Raw genomic sequence first — 24,576 nt, 5'->3', positions numbered from 1 at the left:
CGTCATGACCTACCAGGAGCTTGGAATCTGGCAGGACGCTGGTGCCTTGCAGCAACGAATGTTGCGTGCCAGCAACAGTTCCTCAAGATTTACCCCTCACCTTGGGAGGCTCTTGCCTGCGCCGCTTTTTAGCCACACCGCTCCCTGAAATCATTACCGGTCGGTAAGGTCGATCCACTCTGGATCGTGACGCGTGCAAAGAAGCGGGATTATCTTCGGATTCCTCTCGCAGCACGCAGTGAGCAGGACACGAATTTGTCGGACGTCAAGGCCAGCATCGGAACCAGCATCAGGGTGACATCGCCCGGCCGCGATCTGACGGCTGACGGTTTGCGGCAAGTCTATGAAATATTAGGCCTGCTCGCTCACGATGTCTTCAAAAAGACACCCTGTGTCGCGGATTTGAAACCAGCTGGCCGTGTTGTCGCCAAAGACCTGATCAACTCTGCAAAAATACCATTTCTGACGATCACCCCAAACCTGACGCGCGCGATTTCCACTTCGCAGCAGGTGGGCGACAGCAACGGGATCGATGCCGTGGCCGGCACACTTTACGAAAATTTGACCGACCCCGAATGGGCCAAGCGCAAGACTGAAGACCGCCCGCGCGCGACCCATGACAGGTCAGACAAGTCTTGGAACTACGCCCAGCAGGTCGGGTCGGCGGTTGCCGACTTTGGACATCAGGACGGCGCCTACGAGAAACAGTATTATGCGGATATCTGAGCGTATCATCTTCGTTGCTTTGCTTGCGGTCGTGACCTCGGCGGCCGGGACTTCGCTTGCCTTCGAAGGCACCCCGGTCGACCCGGAAACGACGGCGATTCCGGTCGCTTCGGCTCAGCCCGGAACCGCCTCGGCGCTGAAGAAGGCGATCCCGCCTTCGACCACGACAACCTCTTTGACTGCATTGCAATATGCCGCCGAAGGCGGCCACCCGGTGGCGCAGTGGCGCCTCGGGCGGATGTATGCCGACGGCAACGGCGTCGCCCAGAACGATCTGCGCGCCTTCGAATATTTCAGCCGGATCGCCAACGCCCATGCCGAGGACAGTCCGTCGGCGCCGCAGGCGGCGATCGTCGCCAATGCCTTCGTGGCGCTCGGCCGCTATTATCTCGAAGGCATCCCGAATTCGCGAATCAAGGCCGACACCGAGCGGGCGCGGGAGATGTTCTCCTATGCGGCATCATATTTCGGCAATGCCGACGCCCAATATGATCTGGCGCGGCTCTATCTGAACGGCGTCGGGGCGCGGCAGGATTCCCGCTACGGCGCGCGCTGGCTCGGCCTCGCGGCGCAAAAGGGCCAGCATCAGGCCCAGGCCCTGCTGGGTGAAATGCTGTTCAACGGCGACCATCTGCCGCGGCAGGCCGCGCGCGGCCTGATGTGGCTGACGCTGGCACGCGACAGTGCCACGCCGGACGAGACCTGGATCAAGGACAGCTACAACAAGGCGATCGCCAAGGCCACAGAAGACGACCGCGCCATGGCTCTGCAGATGCTCGAGCATTGGGTGCAGGGCAGGCGGGACTGAGCGCTCGCCCCGTGTCGCCTCGTGGCCTCCTGCTTCCCAGGCTGGCGCAGGGGCTAACCATGGTTGAGGCGCAAGGCGAGCCGAATGGCCGGGTGTCGGCTCGCGTCATTCTGCTATCTCCGACCGATCGGGTTCTGCTGATCCGCTTTGTGGTTAATCGAGCCTCGGGTGAGTTCATTTTTTGGGCCACGCCGGGCGGCGGTGTCGAACCCGGCGAGACTGCTTTGGCTGCGGCGCAGCGCGAGCTGATCGAGGAACTCCAGCTTCAAACGCCTCTGCAGGGGCCGGTGCACACGGCGACCAACCGTTTCGAGCATGAAGGCGCGGTGATCGAAACCCGCGACATCTTCTTTGTTGGCCGTTGCGAAGCCGAAGCGGTTTGTCTGCGCGGCGTCACCGAGACCGAGCGCGCGGCGATGCGGTCGATCCGGTGGTGGACCGCGGACGAGCTCGCGCAGACCAATGAAACCGTGTTTCCCGAGGACCTTGCGCAGACCCTGCGCCGGCTCAGCCCGGCGTCCTAGGCCGGCCTCACGCCGCCTCGAGATCCAGATCTATCCACACCGGCACGTGGTCGGACGGCTTTTCCCAGGCCCGGACATGCTTGTCGATGCCGACGCCGACCAGCCGGTCGGCGGCCTGCGGCGACAGCAGCAGGTGATCGATCCGGATGCCGTGGTTCTTCTGCCAGGCTCCGGCCTGATAATCCCAGAACGTGTATTGCCCCGGCGCATCGGTGGTGGCGCGCAGTGCGTCGGTGAGGCCGAGCCCGAGCAGGGTCTGAAAGCTCTCGCGGGTCTGCGGCTTGAACAGCGCGTCATTGGCCCAGGCGGCGGGATTGTGGACATCCTCGGGGGCCGGGATGACGTTGAAATCACCCGCCAGGATCAGCGGCTCTTCGGTCTTCAGGCGCTGTTTTGAATATTCAACAAGCCGCGACATCCAATTGAGCTTGTAGGGATATTTCTCCGTCTCGACCGGGTTGCCATTGGGCAGATAAAGGCAGGCCACGCGGACCACGCCGGTCTTCAGCGACACCACGCCTTCGAGGAAGCGGGCATGGGCATCGTCGTCGTCGCCGGCCAGCCGGGGGGTGGCTTCCTCGAGCGGATATTTCGACAGCAGCGCCACGCCATTGAATGTCTTCTGGCCGTGGGTGACGACGTTGTAACCCAGCGCCTCGATCGCCTCGCGCGGGAACGCCTCGTCGACGCATTTGATCTCCTGCAGACAGACCACGTCGGGGGCACTGTCGCGCAGCCAGGTCAACAGATGGTCGAGCCGTTGTCGGACCGAATTGACGTTCCAGGTTGCAATCCGCATGGCATGTCTCGCTTACTTAAATTTCGTATGGGTGGCATACCATGATCGGCGCAGCTGTGATAAATCATTGCGGTTGGGCGCAACGTCGTCCTGGCGAGCAAGCGGTCAGTCCGGGTTCCGGACCGGTCGTCGTGAGATGACATGAAAAAGCGCAACGCTATCGTTCTCGCCGGCCTGCTAGGTGTCGCCGTGGTGGCGGGTCTGGTGACGCGCTCATCATGGAGCGGCAAGGACCCCGGCGCCAAGGGATCGCAACGTCCTCGGGTCGTATCCGTCGATATGGCCAAGGCCGAGCGCAAGCCGGTGCCTGTCGAGGTCGATTCGATCGGTACGGTCACGCCGATCTCCAGCGTCGCGCTGAAGTCGCGGATCGAAACCACCATCTCGGCCGTGCACTTTCAGGACGGCGCCAAGGTCAAGGAGGGCGATCTGCTGTTCACTCTTGATTCCCGCCAGATCGACGCCCAGCTCGCCCAGGCCGAAGGCAATCTGGCCCGCGACCGCGCCCAGCTCGCCGGCGCCGAACGCGACCTCAAACGCTACAGCGAATTGATCGGCAAAGGCGCCACCACCCAGGTCAATCTCGACAATGCCCAGACCCAGGCCGACATCCTGACCGGAACCATCAAGGCGGATCAGTCGGCGCTGGAAAATCTCCAGGTTCAGAAAAGCTATGCGACCATCCGCGCGCCGTTCGCCGGACGGATCAGTGCGGCCAATGTGAAGATCGGGAATTTCGTCCGGCCGGCCGACACCGTGCCGATGGCGACCATCAACCAGATGGCGCCGGTCTATATCTCCTTCGCGGTGCCGCAGCAGGTGCTGGCCGATTTGCGCGACGCCATCGCGGCCGGAACAACCCAGGTGGTCGCCACCATTCCGGGCAGCGGCCGATCGGAGCGCGGCAAGGTGGCGATGGTGGAGAATTCGGTGGATTCGACCACCGGCATGGTCACCGTCCGCGGCATCATGGACAACGCCAACGAGACGCTGTGGCCGGGCATTCTGGTCCACACCAAACTGATCATCCGCACTGAAGATGCCGTGGTGGTGCCGACGGTCGCGGTGCAACGCAGCCAGACCGGCAATTTCGTGTTCGTGGTCAGGGATGGCGCCGCGCATGTGCAGGCCGTCAAGGTCGAGCGCACCTTCGACGGCCAGTCGGTGATCGCTGACGGGCTGTCGGGCGGCGAGGACGTCGTGGTCGATGGCCAGTTGCTGCTGTCGGAGGGCAGCGAGGTGCAGCCCCGCGCGGTCAAGGCCGGGGCCTGAGCCATGACACTGTCCGAGCTGTGTATTCGGCGCCCGGTAATGACGACGCTGATCACGGCGTCGATCATCGCGTTTGGCATTTTCGGGTTTCGGCTGCTGCCGGTCTCGGCGCTTCCCAAGGTTGATTTCCCGACCATCGCGGTCAGCGCGACGCTGCCGGGCGCCAGCGCCAGCACCATGGCGGCCTCGGTCGCCGGCATCATCGAGCGTCAGCTGTCGACCATCGCGGGGATCTCGTCGATGTCGTCGAGCTCCTCACAGGGCATCTCGGTCATCACCATCCAGTTCGATCTCAACCGCAACATCGACGCCGCCGCGCTCGACGTCCAGACCGCGCTGACCATCGCGCAGCGCCGACTGCCGACCGAGATGACCACTCCGCCGAGTTTCCGCAAGGTGAACCCGGCCGAGTTCCCGGTGCTGTTCATCGCGCTGAGTTCGGCGACGCTGCCGCTGTCCGCGGTCAACGAATATGGCGACATCACCATCGGCCAGACGTTGTCGCAGATCCCGGGCGTCGCCCAGGTGACGATCTACGGTGCGCAGAAATTCGCAATCCGAGTCCAGGCCGATCCGGAGGCTGCCGCGGCGCGCGGCTTGTCGCTCGAAGATATCCGCACCGCGGTGGCGCGGGCCAATTCGTCGACGCCGGTCGGCACCATGAACGGGCCGAAGCAGGACATTTCGCTGCAGGCCTCCGGCCAGATGGACAAGGCCGCCGATTATCGCCACATCGTGGTGGCCTGGCGCAACGGCTCGCCGGTCAAGCTCGACGAGGTCGCCCGGATCTACGACAGCGTCGAGAACGACAAGATCGCCACCTGGTTCAATGGCGAACGCTCGATCGTGCTGGCGATCCAGAAGCAGCCCGACGCCAACACCGTGGCGGTGGTCGACGGCGTGCGGGCCAAGCTGCCGTCGCTGCGCGCCCAGGTTCCGCCCTCGGTCAGCATGCAGGTGCTGATGGATCGCTCGACCTCGGTCCGCCAGGCGGTCAGCGACGTCGAGGAAACTTTGCTGATCGCCGTGGCGCTGGTGATCATGGTGATCTTCCTGTTCCTGCGCTCGGCGTCGGCGACCTTCATTCCGGCGCTGGCGGTGCCGATCTCGCTGCTCGGCACCTGCGCGGTGATGTATATGCTCGACTTCTCGATCAACAACATGACGCTGCTGGCGCTGACGCTGTCGGTCGGCTTTGTGGTCGACGACGCCATCGTCATGCTCGAGAACATCGTGCGGCATATCGAGCACGGCATGCGGCCGTTCGAGGCGGCGCTGAAAGGCGCGCGCGAGATCGGCTTCACAATTATCTCGATCACCTTTTCGCTGATCGCGGTGTTCATCCCGGTGCTGCTGATGGGCGGCATCGTCGGCCGGGTGTTTCGCGAATTCGCCGTCACCATCGCGGTCGCGATCCTGGTGTCCGGTTTCGTCTCGCTGACCCTGACCCCGATGCTGTGCGCCCGCGTGCTGAAGGCGCATGATCCCGACAAGAAGGAGAATGTGGTTCTGCGGGTGTTCGAGGCGATGTTCGGCGCCTGGCACCGCGGCTATGAATGGGCACTGGACCATGTGCTGGCGCACAAATTCCTGATGCTGCTGGTGACGCTGGCGACGCTCGGCGGCACCATCTATCTCTACATGATCGTGCCGAAGGGGTTTTTCCCGCAGGAAGACACCGGCTTCCTGATCGGCGTCACCGAGGCCGCGACCGACACCTCGTTCGAGGCCATGAAAGCCCGCCAGAACGCGCTGACCGACATTCTCAAGGAGGATCCCGCGGTCGAGTACATCAACAGCACGGTCGGCGCCGGCGGTCCCAATCCCACCGGCAATTACGCCAGGCTGTTCATCGCGCTGAAACCGCGCGATCAGCGCGAGGGCGTCGCCGCGGTGGTGACGCGGCTGCGGCAGAAGGCGACCCAGGTGCCGGGGATGCAGGCCTTCTTCCAGAGCATCCAGAACCTGAATATCGGCGGCCGGATCTCGAAGAGCCAGTATCAATATGTGATGCAGAGCGGCGACACCGAGGCGCTGTATCGCCTGGCGCCGCAGATCCGCGAGAAGATCGCCAAGGTGCCGGGGCTGCTCGACGTCACCACCGACCTCTACATCAAGAACCCGCAGATGACGGTCGATATCGACCGCGAGAAGGCCGCGGTCTACGGCATCACCGTCGATCAGGTTCGCAACCAGCTCTACAACGCCTATGGCGGACGCCAAATCGGCACCATCTACATGCCGTCGAACGACTACCAGATCATCCTGGAGGCGCAGCCGCAGTTCCGCGTCGACCCCTCGGACATTTCCAAGCTCTATCTGAAGACCTCCGACAACCGCACCATTCCGATGGACGCGGTGGCCAAGCTGGTGCCGAGCGTCGGGCCGCTGCAGATCAACCATCAGGGCCAGCAGCCGGCGGTGACGATTTCGTTCAACCTGGCGCCCGGCAATTCGCTGGGCTATGCGGTCGACGCCATCACCAAGATCGAGGCCGAGTCCAACCTGCCGGCGACGATCGCCACCGGCTTCTCCGGCACCGCGCAAGTGTTCCAGGACAGTTTGCGCGGGCAGGGCGTGCTGATCCTCGCCGCGGTGTTCGCCGCCTTCGTGATCCTCGGGATTCTCTATGAGAGCTTCATCCACCCGATCACCATCATTTCCGGCCTGCCATCGGCCGGCATCGGCGCGATCCTGACCTTGATGCTGTTCAACATGGAATTGTCGGTGATCGCGATGATCGGCATCGTGATGCTGGTCGGCATCGTCAAGAAGAACGCCATCATGATGGTCGACTTCGCGCTGGAGCGCCGCCGCGTCGGTCTGAGCGCCGAGCACGCCATTCGCGAGGCGGCGCTGCTCCGGTTCCGCCCGATCATGATGACGACCTTCGCGGCGATCTTCGGCACGCTGCCGATTGCGCTGGGCGCCGGCGCCGGCGCCGAACTGCGCCAGCCGCTCGGCGTCGCCGTGGTCGGCGGGCTGTGCGTCTCGCAATTGCTGACGCTGTTCATCACCCCGGTGATCTATATCTATCTCGACAAGATCGACCGCCGCTTGAAGCGTCGGCTCGAGCCGCAGTTCGACGAGATCGGCGACGGCGAGCGCCCGCGCGCGGTGGCGGCGGAGTAGGCCGGCGCTGCGCTGGTTTAGATCGAGAAGCTGGTGCCGCAGCCGCAGGACGCGGTGGCGTTGGGATTGTTGACCCGGAACGAGGCGCCGATCAGATCGTCGACGAAGTCGACTTCCGAGCCCGCCAAAAACGGCACCGAGGCAGGATCGACCAGCACCACGGCGGCGTCGCGCGCGATCACCAGGTCGTCATCGGCTTTCGCCCGCTCGACGTCGAACTTATACTGGAAGCCGGAACAGCCGCCGCCCTCGACGCTTATCCGCAACATTGCGCCGTCGCCCTCGCTTTTGAGGATCTCGGCGATCCGGCGCGCCGCCCGCTCGCTGATGGTGACATTGTCCATGATGGTGACGTTGTCGGTCATGAGGTCGCTCCGTAACCGGGCGGGTGGTGGCTCGAAGGTTTGAATTCCCCGCAACCCATAGTTAAGTGCACCGGACGCTAGAATCAATTGGAGAGGGGATAAAGTCAGCGTGTCGGTTGGAATGGCAGCCCCCCGTGCGGTCTTTGGCTGCGACCCGGACCGTAGCCGCGGCCGGCTGTTTGACGAGAAGCCGAGCAAGACCCGCAGCGCTTTTCGCCGCGATTGCGACCGGGTGATCCATTGCACCGCGTTCCGCCGGCTGAAGTACAAGACCCAGGTCTTCGTGTTTCACGAAGGCGACCATTACCGCACGCGGCTGACCCACTCGCTCGAAGTGGCACAGATCGCCCGCGCCATCTCCCGCCAGCTCGGCCTCGACGAGGATCTGACAGAGGCGCTGGCGCTCGCGCATGACCTAGGCCACCCGCCATTCGGCCATGCCGGCGAACGCGCGCTGGACCGCTGCCTGACCGATCATGGCGGCTTCGACCACAATGCCCAGACCCTGCGGGTGCTGACGGCGATGGAGCACCGCTACCCGGAGTTCGACGGGCTGAATCTGAGCTGGGAGACGCTCGAGGGCGTGGTCAAGCATAACGGGCCGCTCACCGACCGCGACGGCGCCCCACTTGCGCACTATCGCGACCGTGGGGTGCCGCTGGGAATTGCGGAGTTCAATCAGAGCTTCGATCTCGAATTGTGGAGCTTCGCCTCGCTCGAGGCCCAGGTGGCGGCGATCGCCGACGATATCGCCTACGACGCCCACGACATCGATGACGGCCTGCGCGCCGGCCTGTTCGACCTCGATGACCTCAGGTCGATGCCGCTGACCGCGGGCATCATCGACAGAATCGCTCAGCGCTATCCGGTGCTCGACCCAAGCCGGTGCGGCGCCGAATTGGTGCGCGAGCTGATCTCCCATCTGATCGGCGCGGTGATTGCCGAAGCGCACCAGCGCCTCGATCAGGCCGGTCCGAAATCGGTCGAGGAGGTCCGCCACCACAGCCGGGCGCTGATCGCCTTTCCCCCCGACGCGGAAGCGGCCGAGGCGCAGATCAAGGCATTCCTTAAAAAGCGGATGTACCGTCATGAGCGGGTAATGGCGGTGATGCGCGATGCCGAGCAGATCGTCGTCGACCTGTTCGCGCGCTACCGCGCCTGTCCGGCGGATCTGCCGGCGGAATGGCTGCCGGCGCCGGGCGCCGATGCCGAGCCCGAAACCGACCGGCTGCGCCGGATCTGTAATTTCATCGCCGGCATGACCGACCGTTTCGCGATCACCGAACACCAGCGGCTTTTTGACTCGACCCCGGATTTGCGTTAGGCGGCGGCCGAAGGCCGCAGCTTCGGCGCAATCCCGGTCCCATTAGGTCGATGATCAATTCAAACCAGTCTCTGCATCCGTTCGCCAACGTGCTCGCGCGCGTCCATGCCGTCTGCACCGCGATGATCGCCGAGGGCGCGCTGCCCGCCGGCATCGATCTGGCGCGCGTGGTGGTGGAACCGCCGAAGGACGCCTCGCATGGCGACATGGCCAGCAATGCCGCGATGGTGCTGGCCAAGGAGGCCAAGGCCAAGCCGCGCGACCTCGCCGAGAAGATCGCCGAGAAGCTGCGCGCCGATCCGCTGATCGAAGCGGTCGAGATCGCCGGGCCGGGCTTCATCAATCTCACGCTGAAGCCGCAGGTCTGGGCGGATTCGTTGCGGATGATCCTCGATGCCGGCGCGGGCTATGGCCGCAGCGGCGTCGGCGCACGGGAAAAGGTCAATGTCGAATATGTCTCGGCCAACCCAACCGGGCCGATGCATGTCGGCCATTGCCGCGGCGCGGTGTTCGGCGACGCGCTGGCGAGCCTGCTGGATTTTGCCGGCTACGACGTCACCCGCGAATATTACATCAACGACGCCGGCGCCCAGGTCGACGTGTTGGCGCGCTCGGCCTTCCTGCGCTACCGCGAAGCGCTTGGCGACGCCATCGGCGCCATCCCCGAGGGACTTTATCCGGGCGATTATCTGGTGCCGGTCGGGCAGGCGCTGGCCGCCGAGCACGGCGACAGGTTGCTGAGCTTGCCCGAACCGGAATGGTTGCCGCTGGTCCGTGCCAAGGCCATCGCCATGATGATGGAGATGATCAAGAGCGATCTCGCCGCGCTCAACATCAGCCATGAGGTGTTCTTCTCCGAGCGCTCGCTGAACGACGGCGGAACCAACCGCGTCGCCGCCACCATCGATTTCCTGCGCGCCAAGGGTGACGTCTATCAGGGACGGCTGCCGCCGCCGAAGGGCGCCCCGGTCGAGGATTATGAGGACCGCGAACAGACCCTGTTCCGCGCCACCGCCTATGGCGACGACGTCGACCGGCCGCTGCTGAAATCGGACGGCTCGTACACCTATTTCGCCTCCGACATCGCCTATCACAAGACCAAGTTCGACTCAGGCTTTCGCCACATGGTCGACGTCTGGGGTTCCGATCATGGCGGCTACATCAAGCGAATGCAGGCCGCCATCAAGGCGGTGACCGAGGGGCAGGCCGCGCTCGACGTCAAGATCGTGCAGCTGGTGAAATTGCTGCGCAATGGCGAGCCGGTCAAAATGTCGAAGCGCTCCGGCGACTTCGTCACATTACGTGAAGTGGTGGATGAAGTCGGATCCGACGCCGTTCGCTTCATGATGCTGTTCCGCAAGAACGACGCGGTGCTCGATTTCGACCTCGCCAAGGTGATCGAGCAGTCCAAGGACAATCCGGTGTTCTACGTTCAGTATGGCCACGCCCGCGGCCATTCGATCTTCCGCAACGCCCGCGAGGTGGTGCCGGATCTGCCGGAGGAAACGCAGGCGCGGGTCGCTTATCTGCGGGACGCGCCGGTGGAGCGGCTGACCGACGCCGTCGAGCTCGATCTGCTGCGCCGCCTGGCATTGTATCCACGCACCGTCGAGGCCGCGGCGCTGGCCCATGAGCCGCACCGCATCGCCTTCTATCTCTATGATCTCGCCAGCGAATTTCACGCGCTGTGGACCAAGGGCCGGGATGCGCCTCATTTACGCTTCATTATCAATAATGATGCAGGAATAACAAAGGCGCGATTGGCGATGGTCCAGGGCGTCGTCTCGGTTCTGGCATCTGGGCTCGCCGTTCTTGGCGTCCAGGCACCGGACGAGATGCGATAGCGGACGGCCGGACAGATGGGGATCTGCGGCGGCTTTTGACAGCGGCCATTTCGTTTGCAAGTTTGCTTTGCAAGGGCGGGTTGGCTGCTATCCCGAAGGGGAAGCGACATCACGATGACGAACCGATATCAGGACCGACCTTTCCCTGCGGACGACGCGTATGACCACGCGGACCAGCATGCGCCACGCGAGAGTGATCCCCTTGCTGAGCTGGCACGGCTGATCGGTCAGACCGACCCGTTCACTACTATTGGCCGAGCCAATGTGGTTGCGCAGCCGCGCCATCAGGATTCGTCCAACGCCCACGAGCCATTGCATCAGCAAGACCGATCGCGTGACCAAGACCCACCGCGTGACAATGACCGCTTTCGCTTGCCGATCGCTGAGCCATTGCCGCCAGCCGCCTTCGATGACGATCCGCCGATCGCGCCGCTGCCATCCTGGATGCAGCATCGGCGATTGAGTGATCCTGTGCCCGATCCGGAGCCGCCTTACAGCGCGCCGCCTTACAGTGCGCCGGCTTATAGCGAGCCAACCTATAATGAGCCGCCTTACAGCGAGCCGCCGGCCTTTGCGGTCTCCAATCCACCGCAATATGCCGAGCAATACGCCGAACAGGACCGCTACGACGAAACGCTCTACGGCCGCATTGACCCGGCGCTCGATCCGTCGGGCTTTCCGCCTCCCGGCGCCTATTCCAACGACCCCTATGACTACCAGGACCCCTATGGCGATGGGGCGCAGGAGCAGAAGCCGCGCCGCGGCGGCGGAATGATCACGGTGGTCGCCGTGCTGGCGCTTGCTGTGGTCGGAACCGGGGCGGCGTTCGGCTATCGAACCTTGATGGGATCGACCCGCAGCGGCGAACCGCCGGTGATCAGGGCCGATGCCGGGCCGACCAAGGTGGTGCCGGCGCCGTCGGCGGAAGCCTCCAGCAAACAGATCCAGGATCGTCTCGGCGGCGGCAACGGCACCGAGATGCTGGTGTCGCGTGAGGAGCAGCCGATCGATCCGGCGACATCGAGCCCGCGGGTGGTGTTGCAGCAATTGAATCAAAATCCCAATCCGCCGTCGCCGTCAGCGGTGGCTCCGAACGCGCAGCCACTCGTCGCACGACCCAATAACGGGACGCTGGCGGGCGACGAACCGCGCAAGATCCGGACTTTCGCGGTTCGGCCGGATCGCGCCGACCCGGCAGCGACCCCCACGGCCGCGCCCACCGCCAGGCCGACCTCGGCGCATAACGCTGCGTCCCACACGCCTCCTGCGCAGAGCGCCACGGCCAACGCCAACGCCTCCGCCAATGCGCCACTTTCACTGTCACCGGCCGCCGAGTCGCCACGGACGCGGATGGCCTCGGCGCCAACCTCGCTGCAATCCGCGGGCGCGAGCGGGGGGTATCTGGTTCAGGTATCGTCGCAACGCAGCGAAGCCGATGCCCGAACCTCATTCAGGGTGTTGCAAGGCAAGTTCCCCTCGGTGCTGGGCTCGCAATCGGCGGTGATCAAGCGTGCTGACCTCGGACAACGCGGCGTCTACTACCGTGCCATGGTGGGGCCATTCGGATCCTCCGACGAGGCCTCGCGGCTGTGCGGTAATCTGAAAAGCGCCGGCGGGCAGTGCGTCGTCCAGAGGAATTAACGGCGGTTTCCTTGACCCTGGAGGTCGGCGCGGGCTAATCGGCCGCTATGAGCATTCGCGCCTTCATCACTGGAATATCCGGCCTGAGCCTGTCTGATCCGGAACGCGCCTTCCTGCGCGCGGAGCAGCCCTGGGGCTTCATTCTATTCAAGAGAAATATTCAAGATCGCGCACAAGTCTCTCACCTTGTTGCAGATTTGCGCGACAGCGTGGGCCGGGCGGACGCTCCGGTCCTGATTGACCAGGAGGGCGGACGGGTGCAGCGGCTGGGGCCGCCCGATTGGCCATCCTATCCGCCGGGCGCGGTGTTCTCCACGCTCTACGATATCGATTCGCAGCTGGGCCTGACCGCGGCGCGACTGAGTGCGCGGCTGATTGCTTCCGATCTGACCGAACTCGGCATCGATGTCGACTGCCTGCCGCTGGCCGACGTTCCGGTTGCCGGCGCCGACGCGGTGATCGGCAACCGGGCCTATGGAACCGAGCCGGTCAAGGTCGCGGCGATCGCCCGCGCGGTGTCCGACGGCTTGGCGCAGGGCGGCGTGCTGCCGGTGCTCAAGCATATTCCGGGACATGGTCGCGCCACCGCCGACACCCATATCCGGCTGCCGGTGGTCGATACCGATGCGGCGGAACTCGACCGCACCGATTTCGCCGCATTCCGGCCGCTGGCTGACCTGCCGATGGCGATGACCGCACATGTTGTGTTTAGCGCGCTCGACGCCGCCCAACCCGCGACCACTTCTGCGACAATGATCGAACAGGTGATTCGCAAGGCAATCGGGTTCCAAGGACTATTGATGAGCGATGACGTCTCGATGAATGCATTGGCCGGAACGATCGCCGAACGCACCCGCGCGATCGTCGCGGCCGGTTGCGACATCGTCCTTCATTGCAACGGCAAGCTCGGCGAAATGCGCGACGTCGCGGCGAACACGCCGGAACTGGCCGGCAAGGCGCTGGCGCGGGCCGACGCCGCGCTGGCCAGCCGCAAGCTGCCACAGCCATTCGACCGGGTCGCGGCGCGGCGCGAACTCGACGATCTGATCGGCCGGGCAGGGATGAACGCATGAGCGCGGAAATATTGTCGTTCGAAACCGGCCGCCCCGCCGAACTGCTCGACGAGGAAGCGGCGCTGGTGGTCGACGTCGAGGGCTATGAAGGCCCGCTCGACCTGCTGTTGGCTTTGGCGCGGCAACAGAAGGTAGACCTGCACAAAATCTCGATCCTGGCTCTGGCCGACCAATATCTGCTGTTCATCGAGGCGGCGCGCAAAATCCGGCTTGAATTGGCCGCCGATTATCTGGTGATGGCGGCGTGGCTGGCCTTTCTCAAATCGCGGCTGCTGCTGCCTGAACCGCCGACGCCGGATGGACCGAGCGCCGAGGAGATGGCGACCTCGCTGGCTAACCGGCTGCGTCGGCTCGAGGCGATCCGCGAGGCGGCAAATCGGCTGATGACCCGGCCGCAATTGCAGCGCGACATCTTTCCGCGCGGGATTCCCGAGGCGATCGACGAGATCCGCCACCCGCGTTTCACCGCGACGCTGTTCGACCTGCTCAGCGCCTATGCGGCGCAGCGCCAGCAGGGCGTGCTGGCCACGGTGCATCTGGCCAAGCGCACGGTCTGGTCGTTGGCCGAGGCGCGGGCATCGCTGGAGCGGCTGGTCGGGATCGCCGAGGGCTGGAGCCGGCTCGACGACTATCTGATCAGCTATGTGCTCGAACCGTCGCAGCGGGCCACGGTGTTCGCCTCGAGCTTCGCCGCGGCGCTGGAGCTGGTGCGCGAGGGGACGGTCGAGCTGCACCAGTCAGAAGCGTTTGCGCCGCTGTTTTTTCGTAAACGACCGTCGCATCCGACTAGCGATGCGGCGGCCGTGCCGAACGTTCCGGCAGAGTAGTGGAAGAAGGAGATCGAGCCATGGCCAGTCTGGCGGAAAAACGCCTCGTGGAACTCGAGGACATCGTCGAACAGAGCGAAGCCGCAATCGTCGAGCCAGCCGCCCCCCAGGACGCCCCCCAGGACGTCGCGCAACCGCAGGCCCGGCCGGAAGAATTGCGGCTGCTGGAAGCGCTGCTGTTCGCCTCCGCCGAGCCGCTCGATCAGGCCGCGCTTGCCAAGCGCATGCCGGACGGCATCGATATCAAGGCGGCATTGGCGCAGCTGCAGGCCGATTACGCCTGTCGCGGCGTCAATCTGGTGCGGGTTGCCAATAAATGGACCTTCCGCACCGCTGGCGATCTGGCCTGGCTGATGACCAAGGAGACCACCGAGACAAGGCGGCTGTCGCGCGCCGCGATCGAAATGCTGGCGATCATCGCCTATCACCAGCCGGTGACCCGCGCCGAGATCGAGGACATCCGTGGCGTGGTGACCTCGAAGGGGACGCTCGATGTCCTGCTGGAGACCGGCTGGGTGCGCCCGCGCGGCCGCCGCAAGACCCCGGGCCGGCCGCTGACCTTTGGAACCACGGAGGCGTTCCTGTCGCAATTCAGCCTCGAGGCATTGGGTGATCTGCCCGGCCTGGAGGAACTCAAGGGCACCGGCTTGCTCGATTCGCGGCTGCCCACCGGATTCAGCGTTCCCAACCCGTCGGACGATCCGACGCTGCGCGAGGACGAGGATCCGCTCGAAATTGGCGACCTGGAGCTGGCGCTGTCGCCGCCGGTCGATGCCGAGGATGGCGGCGGCAGCGCCGCCTGAGACGGCTTCGACATGTCCGTGCCCGCGCACGGATGCTTTAGTCGCAGGATGGTGCGGGGTAAGTCCTTGTTTTTGCCGCCCCCTGCGCCTAGTTTCTCGAGCAGATTGAGATCGGTTCGCCGGGCTCACGTTTGGAGGTTGCAGGATGGGTTCACTCAGCATTTGGCATTGGATCGTCGTGATCGGCGTCGTCCTCCTGCTGTTCGGTCGTGGCAAGATTTCCGACCTGATGGGCGATGTCGCCCAAGGCATCAAGGCCTTCAAGAAAGGCATGCAGGACGATGAAAAGCCTGCCGAAAAGCCACCCGAGCCGGTCAAGTCGATTGATCATACGGCAAATCCCGCCGAAGCCCAGAACCGTTCCGACGTCGGCAGCAAGGTGGTTTGACAACCATCAGGCTTTGCGGCGGGCTGGCGACGACTCAAAGGCGGACTGCTACAAGTGGCAATCGGCCCAGGCAGACGCAGCGCGCTCGATGCTCGGGTGACGTCAGCGCGTGAGCGGAAATATTCATGTTCGACTTCGGGTGGAGTGAGCTGGTCCTGATCGCGGTGGTCGCATTGATTGCGATTGGCCCGAAGGAACTTCCCGGCGTGCTGCGCATGGTCGGCCAATGGGTTGGCAAGGCCCGCCGGATGGCCTCGGATTTCCAGGGCCAGTTCAACGAAGCGATGCGCGAGGCCGAGCTGAGCGACCTCAAACAGACCTTCGACGAGGTCAAGGAATCCGCCACCAAATTCGGCAGCGACAACGTCATGACCTCGCTGCAGAAGGACGTCAGCGCGGCGATGAACATCGACAAGGTCGAGAGCATCGACACGCCTCCCGTGACGCCAACCACGCCGGAGCCGCCAACCCCGGAAACCTTCGTCGAGGCCGAGCGCCACGGCGTGCCGACCGAGACGGCGAACGAGCCGCTGGCGGTCACCCAGGAAAACCGCGCAGCGCTGCCGGCCCCTGAAACTCCGCCCTCCGACCAGCCAGCGCCCTCCGCGCCGGTCGACCTCACCCCGGATCAGATCAAGGACGCCAAAGCGTCATGAGCGTCGACGACATCGAGGCCAGCAAAGCTCCGCTGATGGATCACCTGATCGAGCTGCGCTCGCGGCTGATCAAGGCGCTGTTGGCGTTCGGCGTCGCCTTCATCTTCTGTTTCTTCTTCGCCAAGCAGATCTACAACATCCTGGTCTGGCCCTTCGTCTGGATCGCGGGTGCGGAGAACTCGAAATTCATCTACACCGCGCTGCTGGAATATTTCCTGACCCAGCTGAAGCTGGCGATGTTCGGCGCCGGCTTCATCTCGTTTCCGATCATCGCCACCCAGATCTACAAATTCGTCGCCCCCGGTCTCTACAAGCACGAGCGCGGCGCCTTCTTGCCCTATCTGATCGCAACCCCGGTGTTCTTCGTGATGGGCTCGCTGCTGGTCTATTTCGTCGTACTGCCGATGCTGGTGCGGTTCTCGCTCGGCATGCAGCAGGTCGGCGGCAGCGAAACCGCGCAGATCCAGCTGTTGCCCAAGGTCGGCGAGTATCTGTCGCTGATGATGTCGCTGATCTTCGCCTTCGGCCTGGCGTTCCAGCTGCCGGTCATCTTGACTCTGCTGGGCCGGATCGGGATCATCACCGCCAAGCAGCTGCGCGAAAAGCGCCGCTATTTTATCGTGGTCGCCTTCATCATCGCCGCGGTGCTGACGCCGCCGGATGTGATCAGCCAGGCCTCGCTGGCGCTGCCGCTGCTGCTGCTCTACGAAGGCTCGATCATCGCGGTCAGCATGGTGCAGAAGAAGACGGCCGCCGCTGCCGCTGCGGCGAGCGCCTCGGCCGCCAGCGCGCCGCCGGAAGACAAGCCGGCGGAGTAGGGTGGAATCCGACCGCTCTGATCGACGATCTTCCGGCCGAGCCATAAATCAATCTATCCTGGGTTGTGGTTCGGGCGTGGGGGCGTCTCGGTGGCTTACGCATTTGATACTTTGGGTATGCCAAACGTTTGAAGATTGCGGGCGTACCGAACGATCAGGCCGAGGCTCATGCCGAGGCCGCACGCGAGTTCATCATGACCGAGCTTGTGACCAAACCTGATCTGCAGGCAGTGCGATCGGATCTACTGCTGGTGAAGTCGGAGTTGCAGGCGGCCATCGACACGCAGACCTTGCGGCTGACAGTGCGTCTGGGCGGCATCGTCGCGGTTGGGGTCGGAGTGCTGGCGGCTGCCATCGCGGTATTGGCACTGGTGCTCCGGCAGCATTGACCTGTGCTGATGGGCTGAACGGCCTTGAACGGCGGGCTCTGCATTTCCCACCGTCACGGACGGATTCTCGGCATTTCAAATCGCGGCTTTTCGGGGTACAGCATCCCCGCCTTTGCAGGCCAGCTCCCGGGAATCTGATCATGCACGACATCAAAGCGATCCGCGACAATCCGCAAGCGTTCGACGCCGCCTATACGCGACGTGGGCTGGCGCCGATCGCCGGCAGCCTGATCGATCTCGACGAGACCCGCCGTGCGGCGATCCTGGCCTCCGAGCAGGCGCAGGCGCGGCGCAACGCGGCCTCGAAGGACATCGGCGACGCCAAGAAGGCCAAGGACGAGGCCCGCGCCGCCGCGTTGATGGCCGAGGTGGCCGAAATCAAGGCGACGATGCCGCAGCTCGAAGCCGCCGCCAAGCAGGCCGACGAGGCATTGAAGACGGCGCTGGCGGAAATTCCCAACCTGCCGCTCGACGAGGTGCCCGAAGGCGCCGACGAACACGGCAATATCGTGCGGCACCATTTCGGCGCCAAGCGCGACTACGCCTTTGCGCCGAAGCCGCATGACGATCTCGGCACCGCGCTGAAGATGATGGATTTCGAAGCCGCCGCGAAATTGTCAGGCGCGCGCTTCGTGGTGCTGAAAAAGGGCCTGGCGCGTCTCGAACGCGCGATCGGCCAGTTCTTTCTGGACGTCCACACCGGCGAGCACGGCTACACCGAAATCAATCCGCCGCTGCTGGTGCGCGACGACGCGATGTTCGGCACGGCGCAGTTGCCGAAGTTCAAAGAGGATCAATTTTCCGCTTGGCGTGAGCTTGAAATTCAAGACCGGATCGATCGGTCGATCGCACAGGGGAATAAGGAGGTCGTTGAGCAAGTTGGCAACTTTGAGCACATATCTATTGAATCAACTGGCGTCCCGAGGTTCGAGAATCTTTGGTTGATCCCCACCGCCGAAGTCCCGCTGACCAATCTCGTCCGCGAAAGCATCCTCGACGAGAAAGAACTGCCGATGCGGCTGACCGCATTGACCCAGTGTTTTCGGGCCGAGGCCGGCGCCGCCGGGCGTGATACACGCGGCATGATCCGGCAGCATCAGTTCACCAAGGTTGAGTTGGTCTCGATCGTCACGCCGGAGGAGAGCAAGAACGAGCATGAGCGGATGCTGTCTTGCGCGGAGGAAGTGCTGCGCCGGCTCGGGCTGCACTACCGGGTGATGACGCTGTGCACCGGCGATATGGGCTTTGCCTCGCAGAAGACCTACGACATCGAGGTCTGGATGCCGGGGCAAGGCGAGGGCGGCGCCTATCGGGAAATCTCGTCCTGCTCGGTGTGCGGCGATTTCCAGGCGCGGCGGATGGATGCGCGCTATCGCGGCCCGGACGGCAAGCCGCGCTTCGTCCATACGCTCAACGGCTCCGGCACCGCCGTCGGTCGCGCGCTGATCGCCGTGATGGAAACCTATCAGCAGGAGGACGGCTCGATCGCCGTGCCGGACGTGTTGCTGCCCTATATGGGCGGCCTGAAAGTGGTCGGCAATTCGTAGCGGCCGATGAAAAACCGAACCCCAGCATCGATCACAATGGCGGCGCTGCTTGCGCTTGGCTTGCTGATCATCGCAGCTCCGGCGCTGGCACAGCTGAAGCCGGCCGGTCCCGCCGAGATGATTTCGCAGTTCCGCCAGCAGCACCATGAGAGCCGGGTCACCATGGACCCGACGCTGAACCAGATTGCCCGCGCCCAGGCCGATGCGATGGCTGCCAAGGCCGTCCTCGACCACGAGGTGCTGGGATCATTCCCGTCGCGAGTGGCGCCGGCGAGGGCCGGCGCGGCCGCGGAAAATATCGCCTATGGCTACGCCAGCTTTCCGAAGACGCTGCAGCAATGGATCAACTCGCCGGGCCACCGCAGCAACCTGCTGTTGCACGATGCGTCGCGGATCGGGGTCGCCAGCGCCAAAAGCGCCAACGGCCAAACCTATTGGGCGATGGTGATCGCCGGCGCCTATGACCGCGGCAAGAAGCGGCAATCGCAGCCGTCGGTCGCCAAGCCGGCCAAGGGGGCGCAGAAGGGCTCGGCCAAAGGATCGACCAAGGGATCGACCAAGGGATCGAAGCCGAGGCACAAGCCGGACTGCCACATCAAGCTGCTCGGCCTGTGCATGTGACGATGGATCGCGGCAATGACGGCCGCTCTCATCACTGAAGCGGCGACGTCGCTTTATTCCGCGGCGACCTTGTGACGGCGGGCGGCGGCGGCATCGCGATCCATCACGCCGCGGCAGCCGGCGCTAAGATCCTTGCGGTGCTGGCGCATGCAGGCGGTGATCCGCGAGATGTTGGGAATTTCCGAGCTGCACAGCCGGAACGCGTCGTTGGTGCACAGCTGCGCGGCCTCGGCGCTGTAGGCGTGGCTTGCGGTCGAGGCCATCGATAATAGCGTGGCGGCGGCGATCAACGCGAACCCAATCTGGCGAACTGGCTTGATGCTGATAGCGGTCATGTTCGGCTCCCTGATCGGCCGCCCCGTGCGGCTGTTGATGGCCAAGCATGCCCAAAACCGGTTCAATCGACTGTGACCGGCCTCACTCAGAATATCTGCGAATGTAACGAACCCCTTCGGCCATCGCTCGCGCGGCGATTTGCCTCCGCGGCGCCGGGCGGATAAGACGGCATCTCTCACCCCTCGATTGACCGAAAAGGCGTTTGAGCGAATGCGGATTCTTTGCACCAATGACGATGGCATCCACGCTCCCGGCCTGAAGATCGTCGAGAAGATTGCGCGGGCGCTGTCGGACGACGTCTGGGTTGTGGCGCCGGAGCTCGATCAGTCCGGCGTGTCGCATTCGCTGTCGCTGAACGATCCGCTGCGGCTGCGCGAAGTCGGGCCACGGCATTTCGCGGTGCGCGGCACCCCGACCGACTGCGTGATCATGGGGGCCCGCCACATCCTGCTCGACAAGCAGCCGGATCTGGTGCTGTCCGGCGTCAACAAGGGCCGCAACGTCGCCGAGGACGTGGTCTATTCCGGCACCATCGCCGGCGCGCTCGAGGGCACCATTCTGGGCCTGCCGTCCTTTGCGTTGTCGCAGGAATTTTCACCCGCGACCCGCGAACTGCCGCTGTGGGATACCGCGGTGAAGTTCGGACCCGACATCTTGCGCAAGGTGATCGCCGCCGGGGTGCCGAAAAACACCGTGATCAACATCAATTTTCCGGCCTGCGCGCCGGACCAAGTCGAAGGCGTGAGGGTGACGCGGCAGGGCAAGCGCAATCAGGGGTTTTTGCGCGTCGACGAGCGCCAGGACGGCCGCGGCAATCCGTATTTCTGGATCGGCTTCGAGCGCATCGCCGTGGTCGACATGCCGGCGGAGGGCACCGATCTGGCCGCGTTGGCGGCGCGCCACATCTCGGTGACGCCGCTGCGGCTCGACCGCACCGACGAGGCTTTCTCCGCGGCTCTGACCGCGACGTTGAAATAGTCGGCGAGAGTGTTTCGAGCGAAGTGAGTGCCGGTTCGCGTGAAGCAAGCGCGTCAAAACAAGAATTTAGCAGTCCGGTTCTGATCTATCAGAACCGGATTTGCTCTACACCGTCGCGCGCTTCAGCGTGGCGTTGATCATCTGCTTCAGGGATTCGATCTGGAACGGCTTCTGCAGGGCCGGGCGGTCGCGATGATCTTCCGGCACGCCCTGCGCGCCGTAGCCGGTGGCAAAGATGAACGGCCGGTTGCGCGACTTCAGCAGATCGGCGACCGGCGAAATCACCTTGCCGTTGACATTGACGTCGAGGATGGCGATGTCGAATTCGGTGGTTTCGGCGAGCCGGATTGCCTCGTTGATCTCGCCGGTTTCGGCGGCGACGCTGTAGCCTAACTCCTCGAGCATGTCGGCGACCATCATCCTGATCATCGCTTCGTCTTCGACCAGGAATACGGAGCCGCCGGTTGGCTGCATTATCGTCATTGTCGGAGTCCTTGCCAAAGCTAAAGCATGGCAGCTCGAACACAGGTTCGACGCTTTCACAATCAAATTCGCAAAAATGTTGACCCGACGCAATCCTATCCTTGGCGGGTCACAGCGCGGTGACGGTCAAAGGTTGCCAAGTTCCAGCCCTGGAACAACAATTTATTGAAATTTGCTGATATTCAAAGCAAGCAAGCGGCAGCGGCGCGCCGGAAATCGGGAGCGAAGTTGCCATCGGAGCGAGGACCTATGCAGAGCGCCATCATGCCGCCGCCCGAGAAAATGCTGTTTCAACTCAGTCTGCGGCGGCGCGGCATCAGCGACCGGGCGGTGTTGCAGGCGATGGAAGCGATCCCGCGCGAACAGTTCGTTCTGGCCACCGACCGCGACCATGCCTGGCGCGATACCGCGCTGGCAATCGCCTGCGGCCAGACCATCAGCCAGCCCTTCGTGGTCGCCTATATGACCGAGCAACTCCAGCTCCGCAGCAGCGATCGCACGCTCGAGATCGGCACCGGCTCGGGTTACCAGGCAGCCATCCTGTCCAGACTGTGCCGGCAGGTCATCACCATGGAGCGGTTCAAGACCTTGGCCGACAGCGCCCGGGCCCGGCTCGAACAGCTGCGCTTCGACAATGTTGAGGTGTTGCTCGGCGACGGCTTCGACGTGCCGGCCGGGGCAGGGCAGTTCGATCGGATCATCGTCACCGCGGCGATGCGGGAAATCCCCGAGGCTCTGCTCAACCTTCTGGAGCCGGGCGGCATCTTGATCGCGCCGGTCGGGCCGCCGCATCAGGCCCAGACCCTGATTCGGGTCAATCGAACCGAAGCGGGATTCGTCCGCAAGCCGCTGGTCGATGTTCGATTCGTGCCGGCGCTGCCCGGCATCGCGCGCGAGCTTTGAGCGCGGCAATCCATCCATGCACGAGATCGGCGGGGACGGCGTCTTCGTGGTTGCGCTTCGGGCCCGGCCGGGCTCCTCGACGGGAACTTTTTCGGGAACCCGCAAGGCAGTAACCAATTGATGGTTAACGATTAATTCCTGCGGCGAATGAGCGACAGGGTTAAAGCCTTGATACCTTTTACTTATGATATTTCAATAACTTACAAGTCTCACGGCGTGCTTTTTCAGGCTTTTTCCGGCAAAAGTCTCACGGATGCGGCGGCGGCGCACCGAACAGTTTCGAGATCCATGACACCATCGTAGCGCCGGCGGCGCCGCCGCCGATCGTCCACAGCGCGCGCATCAACCAGACCGCGCCGATATTGCGTTGATGCTTGCGTTCGTGCGCTTCGACCAGCGGCGTGATCCGGTTCAGATCGGCTTGGATGCCGTCGATGCGGTTGAGCTTGCCGTACATGTCGCGGCGGCGCACATCCGCTTCATCCTGCGATTTGATGATGTGGGCGCATTGCGCCTGCAGCACGCCGACTTGTTGTTGCAGGGTTCCGAGCGTCTGCAGGATGTCGAGCTGCAGCCGCTCCGACGTCGACACGTCGGACATGCTCATTTCCCTGGCGGTTTGAGACTGTCGAGATTGACTTTGCCGGGGCCGCCATTGAGCACCACGGGACCGAGGCCGAGCAGGCCGGCGATCAGCAGATAGGCCCAATCGCCTGTCGCGCCGGCGCTCGGCCATGATCCGCCATAGGCGTAGACCAGCGCGGAGATCCCGACCTGCAGCCACAACAGCACGCAGAGCTGCGACAGCACCACGATCGCCCACACAATGCGGACCAGGCGTGAATTGATCAGCACCTGCCCGAACGTGGCGAAGGTCTTCGCTAGCGCGTCGGATTGCGATTTCATCACCTCGGAGAAGCACTCCATAAGCGCCTGCTGCACCTTGGCGTTGAGTTCCGCAAGGCTGATCTGCTTGTTGTTATAGGCGGTGAAGGCGTCGGCGAGCCTGCCGATCAGAAGCGGTGCAATCGCGGAAACGAGGGCCAGCATGTCAACCCCTCACGATCGAACGCATCCGCGCCACGAAGGTAACGACGCCGATCGCCATCATGACATAGCCTAGCACGGTCGGGCTGGCGCCCAGCATGTCCGCAATCTGCTGCTTAATCTGCGGATCTCCGAGCAGCGTTGCCAGCGTGTCGATCTGCGACGTTAGAAAACCGATCGCCGACAGCGCGTAGGACAAAGCCACAGTTGCCGAATTGTAGCCGAAGGCCGCAACCTTCTGCCAGAAGGTGTCCGCTTCGGCGTAAAACTCTGCAAAGCGCGGCGACGCGCGCAGCACCGGCCGGATCACCAGATAAATGCCGGCCACGACCAGCACGATCGACAAGGTCCACGAAACGATATTCCACATGGGTAGCCTCCTGTTGCCGCACTCAGGCGGCGCGCTTCGAATATTTGCGGGCCAGCCAGATGCCCAGCGCGATCAGCAGCGCGCCTGCAACGGCGACGACGGCGACCACCCATTGCTGCGCGCCCCAGCCTTGCCGCACGCCCTCGGCGACGCCGGCCGCGACTACGACGACGGCGCCACCCTTGGCCGCGCCACCCGCCGTCACCATGGGATTGGCCGGCTCCGGAATTTGCGAGGCCTTGCCCTCGACCAGCGCCAGGCGCTGGATGATCGGATCGTTGCCGGCCATCTGCGCGAGGCGGTCTGCCATGCCGTTGTTGCCGCCGTTCCATGCCCGGACGCAGCCCTTGAAGTCACCTGCATCGGCGAAGCGGTTGAGGTTTTTCCACTGCCAAAACGCAGCGCAGATTTCGGGCTGCAGATCGAGCCGCGAGACGATATTCGGATTGTCGACAGCCGGCAGCGTCGTGATCCGCTGCAGCGCCGCGTAGCCGTCGCGGCCGGTCCATTGCGGGCCACCGCGGCCGATATAGCGCGAGCCGTCGGACGTGCCGGCGCGGTTTCCCATGCGGTTGCCATAAATTTCATCGAACGCGCGGCGCTGCCATCCAGGAGCGGTGCCGTATTTGGCGACGACGTCGCCTGCGTTTTTGAAACGGTTCGGCCACACCACTGCCATGCGCGCCGCGCTGTAGTTGATATTTTCCGTCAGGTTCGAGATGGTGAAGCCGCAGCATTCGTGCTCGATGTTCGCGCAGAAATAAGCAAGGCGGACTTTGCTCGCGGTGATGCCGGCAGCGTCGAGCACGGCTTGTTTGGCGGCGAAGGCGTCAATCAGCTGCTGCGGCGCCCGCGGCCAGATTGCGCGCCAGTCCGAAGCCGTCAACTTGATCCGTGCCATC

The 24,576-nt window shown here is 63.9% G+C and carries 27 protein-coding genes and 1 pseudogene; 19 read left to right on the top strand and 9 right to left on the bottom strand.

Annotated elements, in window-relative coordinates; all coding sequences use genetic code 11:
- Positions 1-255 precede the first annotated feature (255 nt).
- Genes RBJ75_RS06090 through RBJ75_RS06080 form a run of 3 tightly spaced genes read left to right on the top strand, consistent with a single transcriptional unit; the run spans position 256 to position 2,058 of the window.
- Positions 256-726: a hypothetical protein gene (locus tag RBJ75_RS06090; protein WP_044406382.1), complete on the top strand. Its 471-nt coding sequence runs from the start codon at positions 256-258 to the stop codon at positions 724-726.
- Positions 713-1,534: a tetratricopeptide repeat protein gene (locus RBJ75_RS06085; RefSeq protein ID WP_044406379.1), complete on the top strand. Its 822-nt coding sequence runs from the start codon at positions 713-715 to the stop codon at positions 1,532-1,534. Before RBJ75_RS06090 ends, RBJ75_RS06085 begins: the two co-directional genes overlap by 14 nt.
- A complete protein-coding gene (locus RBJ75_RS06080) occupies positions 1,510-2,058 on the top strand; it encodes an NUDIX hydrolase (RefSeq protein ID WP_152647608.1) in 549 nt (182 codons plus the stop codon). The genes RBJ75_RS06085 and RBJ75_RS06080 overlap by 25 nt, the downstream gene beginning before the upstream one ends.
- Positions 2,059-2,065: 7 nt before the next feature.
- Here the strand turns inward: RBJ75_RS06080 and xth are convergent, their stop codons facing one another.
- Positions 2,066-2,857, bottom strand: a complete 792-nt coding sequence (gene xth, locus RBJ75_RS06075) for an exodeoxyribonuclease III (RefSeq protein ID WP_044406372.1) — start codon at positions 2,855-2,857, stop codon at positions 2,066-2,068.
- Positions 2,858-2,998: 141 nt separating this feature from the next.
- On the opposite strand from xth, the gene RBJ75_RS06070 reads away from it, so the two are divergent.
- Positions 2,999-4,129 (top strand): efflux RND transporter periplasmic adaptor subunit, encoded by a 1,131-nt coding sequence (locus tag RBJ75_RS06070; RefSeq protein ID WP_044406369.1) that lies wholly within the window; start codon positions 2,999-3,001, stop codon positions 4,127-4,129.
- A 3-nt stretch (positions 4,130-4,132) separates the two neighbouring features.
- Positions 4,133-7,261 (top strand): efflux RND transporter permease subunit, encoded by a 3,129-nt coding sequence (locus tag RBJ75_RS06065; RefSeq protein WP_044406366.1) that lies wholly within the window; start codon positions 4,133-4,135, stop codon positions 7,259-7,261.
- A gap of 17 nt (positions 7,262-7,278) precedes the next feature.
- On the opposite strand, the gene erpA is transcribed toward RBJ75_RS06065, so the two are convergent.
- The gene (gene erpA / locus RBJ75_RS06060; protein WP_276156258.1) at positions 7,279-7,626 is read right to left on the bottom strand and encodes an iron-sulfur cluster insertion protein ErpA; all 348 of its coding nucleotides are present in this window, start codon (positions 7,624-7,626) and stop codon (positions 7,279-7,281) included.
- Between the two features lie 109 nt (positions 7,627-7,735).
- Here erpA and RBJ75_RS06055 point away from each other — a divergent pair, with 109 nt between their 5' ends.
- Together RBJ75_RS06055 and argS are read left to right on the top strand one after the other, a co-directional pair.
- On the top strand, positions 7,736-8,950 hold the full coding sequence (locus RBJ75_RS06055) for a deoxyguanosinetriphosphate triphosphohydrolase (protein ID WP_152647827.1): 1,215 nt from the start codon (positions 7,736-7,738) through the stop codon (positions 8,948-8,950).
- A gap of 50 nt (positions 8,951-9,000) precedes the next feature.
- Positions 9,001-10,794: an arginine--tRNA ligase gene (argS, locus tag RBJ75_RS06050; protein ID WP_044415788.1), complete on the top strand. Its 1,794-nt coding sequence runs from the start codon at positions 9,001-9,003 to the stop codon at positions 10,792-10,794.
- Positions 10,795-10,881: 87 nt separating this feature from the next.
- On the opposite strand, the gene RBJ75_RS06045 is transcribed toward argS, so the two are convergent.
- On the bottom strand, positions 10,882-11,247 hold the full coding sequence (locus RBJ75_RS06045; protein ID WP_317528782.1) for a hypothetical protein: 366 nt from the start codon (positions 11,245-11,247) through the stop codon (positions 10,882-10,884).
- 6 nt (positions 11,248-11,253) lie between these two features.
- Between RBJ75_RS06045 and RBJ75_RS06040 the strand changes: the two genes are divergently transcribed.
- From RBJ75_RS06040 to RBJ75_RS05995, 10 genes and pseudogenes are all read left to right on the top strand, one after another.
- Complete coding sequence (locus tag RBJ75_RS06040; protein ID WP_317528781.1) at positions 11,254-12,435, top strand: SPOR domain-containing protein; 1,182 nt, start codon at positions 11,254-11,256, stop codon at positions 12,433-12,435.
- A gap of 47 nt (positions 12,436-12,482) precedes the next feature.
- A complete protein-coding gene (gene nagZ, locus RBJ75_RS06035) occupies positions 12,483-13,508 on the top strand; it encodes a beta-N-acetylhexosaminidase (protein WP_044415784.1) in 1,026 nt (341 codons plus the stop codon).
- Positions 13,505-14,335, top strand: a complete 831-nt coding sequence (locus RBJ75_RS06030; protein ID WP_044415782.1) for a segregation and condensation protein A — start codon at positions 13,505-13,507, stop codon at positions 14,333-14,335. Before nagZ ends, RBJ75_RS06030 begins: the two co-directional genes overlap by 4 nt.
- A gap of 20 nt (positions 14,336-14,355) precedes the next feature.
- A pseudogene (gene scpB, locus RBJ75_RS06025) lies at positions 14,356-15,135 on the top strand (SMC-Scp complex subunit ScpB); the annotation flags it as partial.
- 148 nt (positions 15,136-15,283) lie between these two features.
- A complete protein-coding gene (locus RBJ75_RS06020; RefSeq protein WP_044415778.1) occupies positions 15,284-15,526 on the top strand; it encodes a twin-arginine translocase TatA/TatE family subunit in 243 nt (80 codons plus the stop codon).
- A 125-nt stretch (positions 15,527-15,651) separates the two neighbouring features.
- Entirely contained in the window at positions 15,652-16,182 is a 531-nt protein-coding gene (gene tatB / locus RBJ75_RS06015) for a Sec-independent protein translocase protein TatB (RefSeq protein WP_044415776.1), read from the top strand.
- Positions 16,179-17,000, top strand: coding sequence for a twin-arginine translocase subunit TatC (gene tatC / locus RBJ75_RS06010; protein WP_044415774.1), 822 nt, complete (start codon positions 16,179-16,181; stop codon positions 16,998-17,000). The genes tatB and tatC overlap by 4 nt, the downstream gene beginning before the upstream one ends.
- Positions 17,001-17,128: 128 nt before the next feature.
- Positions 17,129-17,389 (top strand): hypothetical protein, encoded by a 261-nt coding sequence (locus tag RBJ75_RS06005; RefSeq protein ID WP_234707501.1) that lies wholly within the window; start codon positions 17,129-17,131, stop codon positions 17,387-17,389.
- Positions 17,390-17,529: 140 nt separating this feature from the next.
- Positions 17,530-18,936, top strand: coding sequence for a serine--tRNA ligase (gene serS / locus RBJ75_RS06000; RefSeq protein ID WP_044415772.1), 1,407 nt, complete (start codon positions 17,530-17,532; stop codon positions 18,934-18,936).
- 36 nt (positions 18,937-18,972) lie between these two features.
- Positions 18,973-19,557: a CAP domain-containing protein gene (locus tag RBJ75_RS05995; RefSeq protein WP_234707500.1), complete on the top strand. Its 585-nt coding sequence runs from the start codon at positions 18,973-18,975 to the stop codon at positions 19,555-19,557.
- A gap of 53 nt (positions 19,558-19,610) precedes the next feature.
- On the opposite strand, the gene RBJ75_RS05990 is transcribed toward RBJ75_RS05995, so the two are convergent.
- Positions 19,611-19,892 carry a hypothetical protein gene (locus RBJ75_RS05990; RefSeq protein ID WP_044415768.1) on the bottom strand — a complete coding sequence of 94 codons (282 nt, stop codon included), beginning with the start codon at positions 19,890-19,892 and terminating at the stop codon, positions 19,611-19,613.
- Positions 19,893-20,103: 211 nt separating this feature from the next.
- Between RBJ75_RS05990 and surE the strand changes: the two genes are divergently transcribed.
- Positions 20,104-20,871, top strand: a complete 768-nt coding sequence (gene surE, locus RBJ75_RS05985; RefSeq protein WP_044415766.1) for a 5'/3'-nucleotidase SurE — start codon at positions 20,104-20,106, stop codon at positions 20,869-20,871.
- Between the two features lie 105 nt (positions 20,872-20,976).
- Here surE and RBJ75_RS05980 read toward each other — a convergent pair whose 3' ends face one another.
- Positions 20,977-21,354 carry a response regulator gene (locus RBJ75_RS05980; RefSeq protein ID WP_044415764.1) on the bottom strand — a complete coding sequence of 126 codons (378 nt, stop codon included), beginning with the start codon at positions 21,352-21,354 and terminating at the stop codon, positions 20,977-20,979.
- Between the two features lie 249 nt (positions 21,355-21,603).
- On the opposite strand from RBJ75_RS05980, the gene RBJ75_RS05975 reads away from it, so the two are divergent.
- Positions 21,604-22,257: a protein-L-isoaspartate(D-aspartate) O-methyltransferase gene (locus RBJ75_RS05975; protein WP_044415762.1), complete on the top strand. Its 654-nt coding sequence runs from the start codon at positions 21,604-21,606 to the stop codon at positions 22,255-22,257.
- 247 nt (positions 22,258-22,504) lie between these two features.
- Here the strand turns inward: RBJ75_RS05975 and RBJ75_RS05970 are convergent, their stop codons facing one another.
- The 4 genes from RBJ75_RS05970 to RBJ75_RS05955 are packed head-to-tail and all read right to left on the bottom strand — an operon-like array spanning position 22,505 to position 24,575.
- Positions 22,505-22,858, bottom strand: coding sequence for a hypothetical protein (locus RBJ75_RS05970; RefSeq protein WP_044406319.1), 354 nt, complete (start codon positions 22,856-22,858; stop codon positions 22,505-22,507).
- 2 nt (positions 22,859-22,860) lie between these two features.
- A complete protein-coding gene (locus RBJ75_RS05965; protein ID WP_044406318.1) occupies positions 22,861-23,307 on the bottom strand; it encodes a hypothetical protein in 447 nt (148 codons plus the stop codon).
- Position 23,308: 1 nt separating this feature from the next.
- On the bottom strand, positions 23,309-23,674 hold the full coding sequence (locus tag RBJ75_RS05960; protein ID WP_044406316.1) for a hypothetical protein: 366 nt from the start codon (positions 23,672-23,674) through the stop codon (positions 23,309-23,311).
- Positions 23,675-23,696: 22 nt separating this feature from the next.
- Positions 23,697-24,575 (bottom strand): glycoside hydrolase family 19 protein, encoded by an 879-nt coding sequence (locus RBJ75_RS05955; RefSeq protein ID WP_052628824.1) that lies wholly within the window; start codon positions 24,573-24,575, stop codon positions 23,697-23,699.
- Position 24,576: the final 1 nt, after the last annotated feature.

Origin of the sequence: Rhodopseudomonas sp. BAL398 (genome assembly GCF_033001325.1) — a bacterium.
Lineage (GTDB): Bacteria > Pseudomonadota > Alphaproteobacteria > Rhizobiales > Xanthobacteraceae > JARJEH01.
This window is presented reverse-complemented; position numbering and strand designations above follow the sequence as displayed.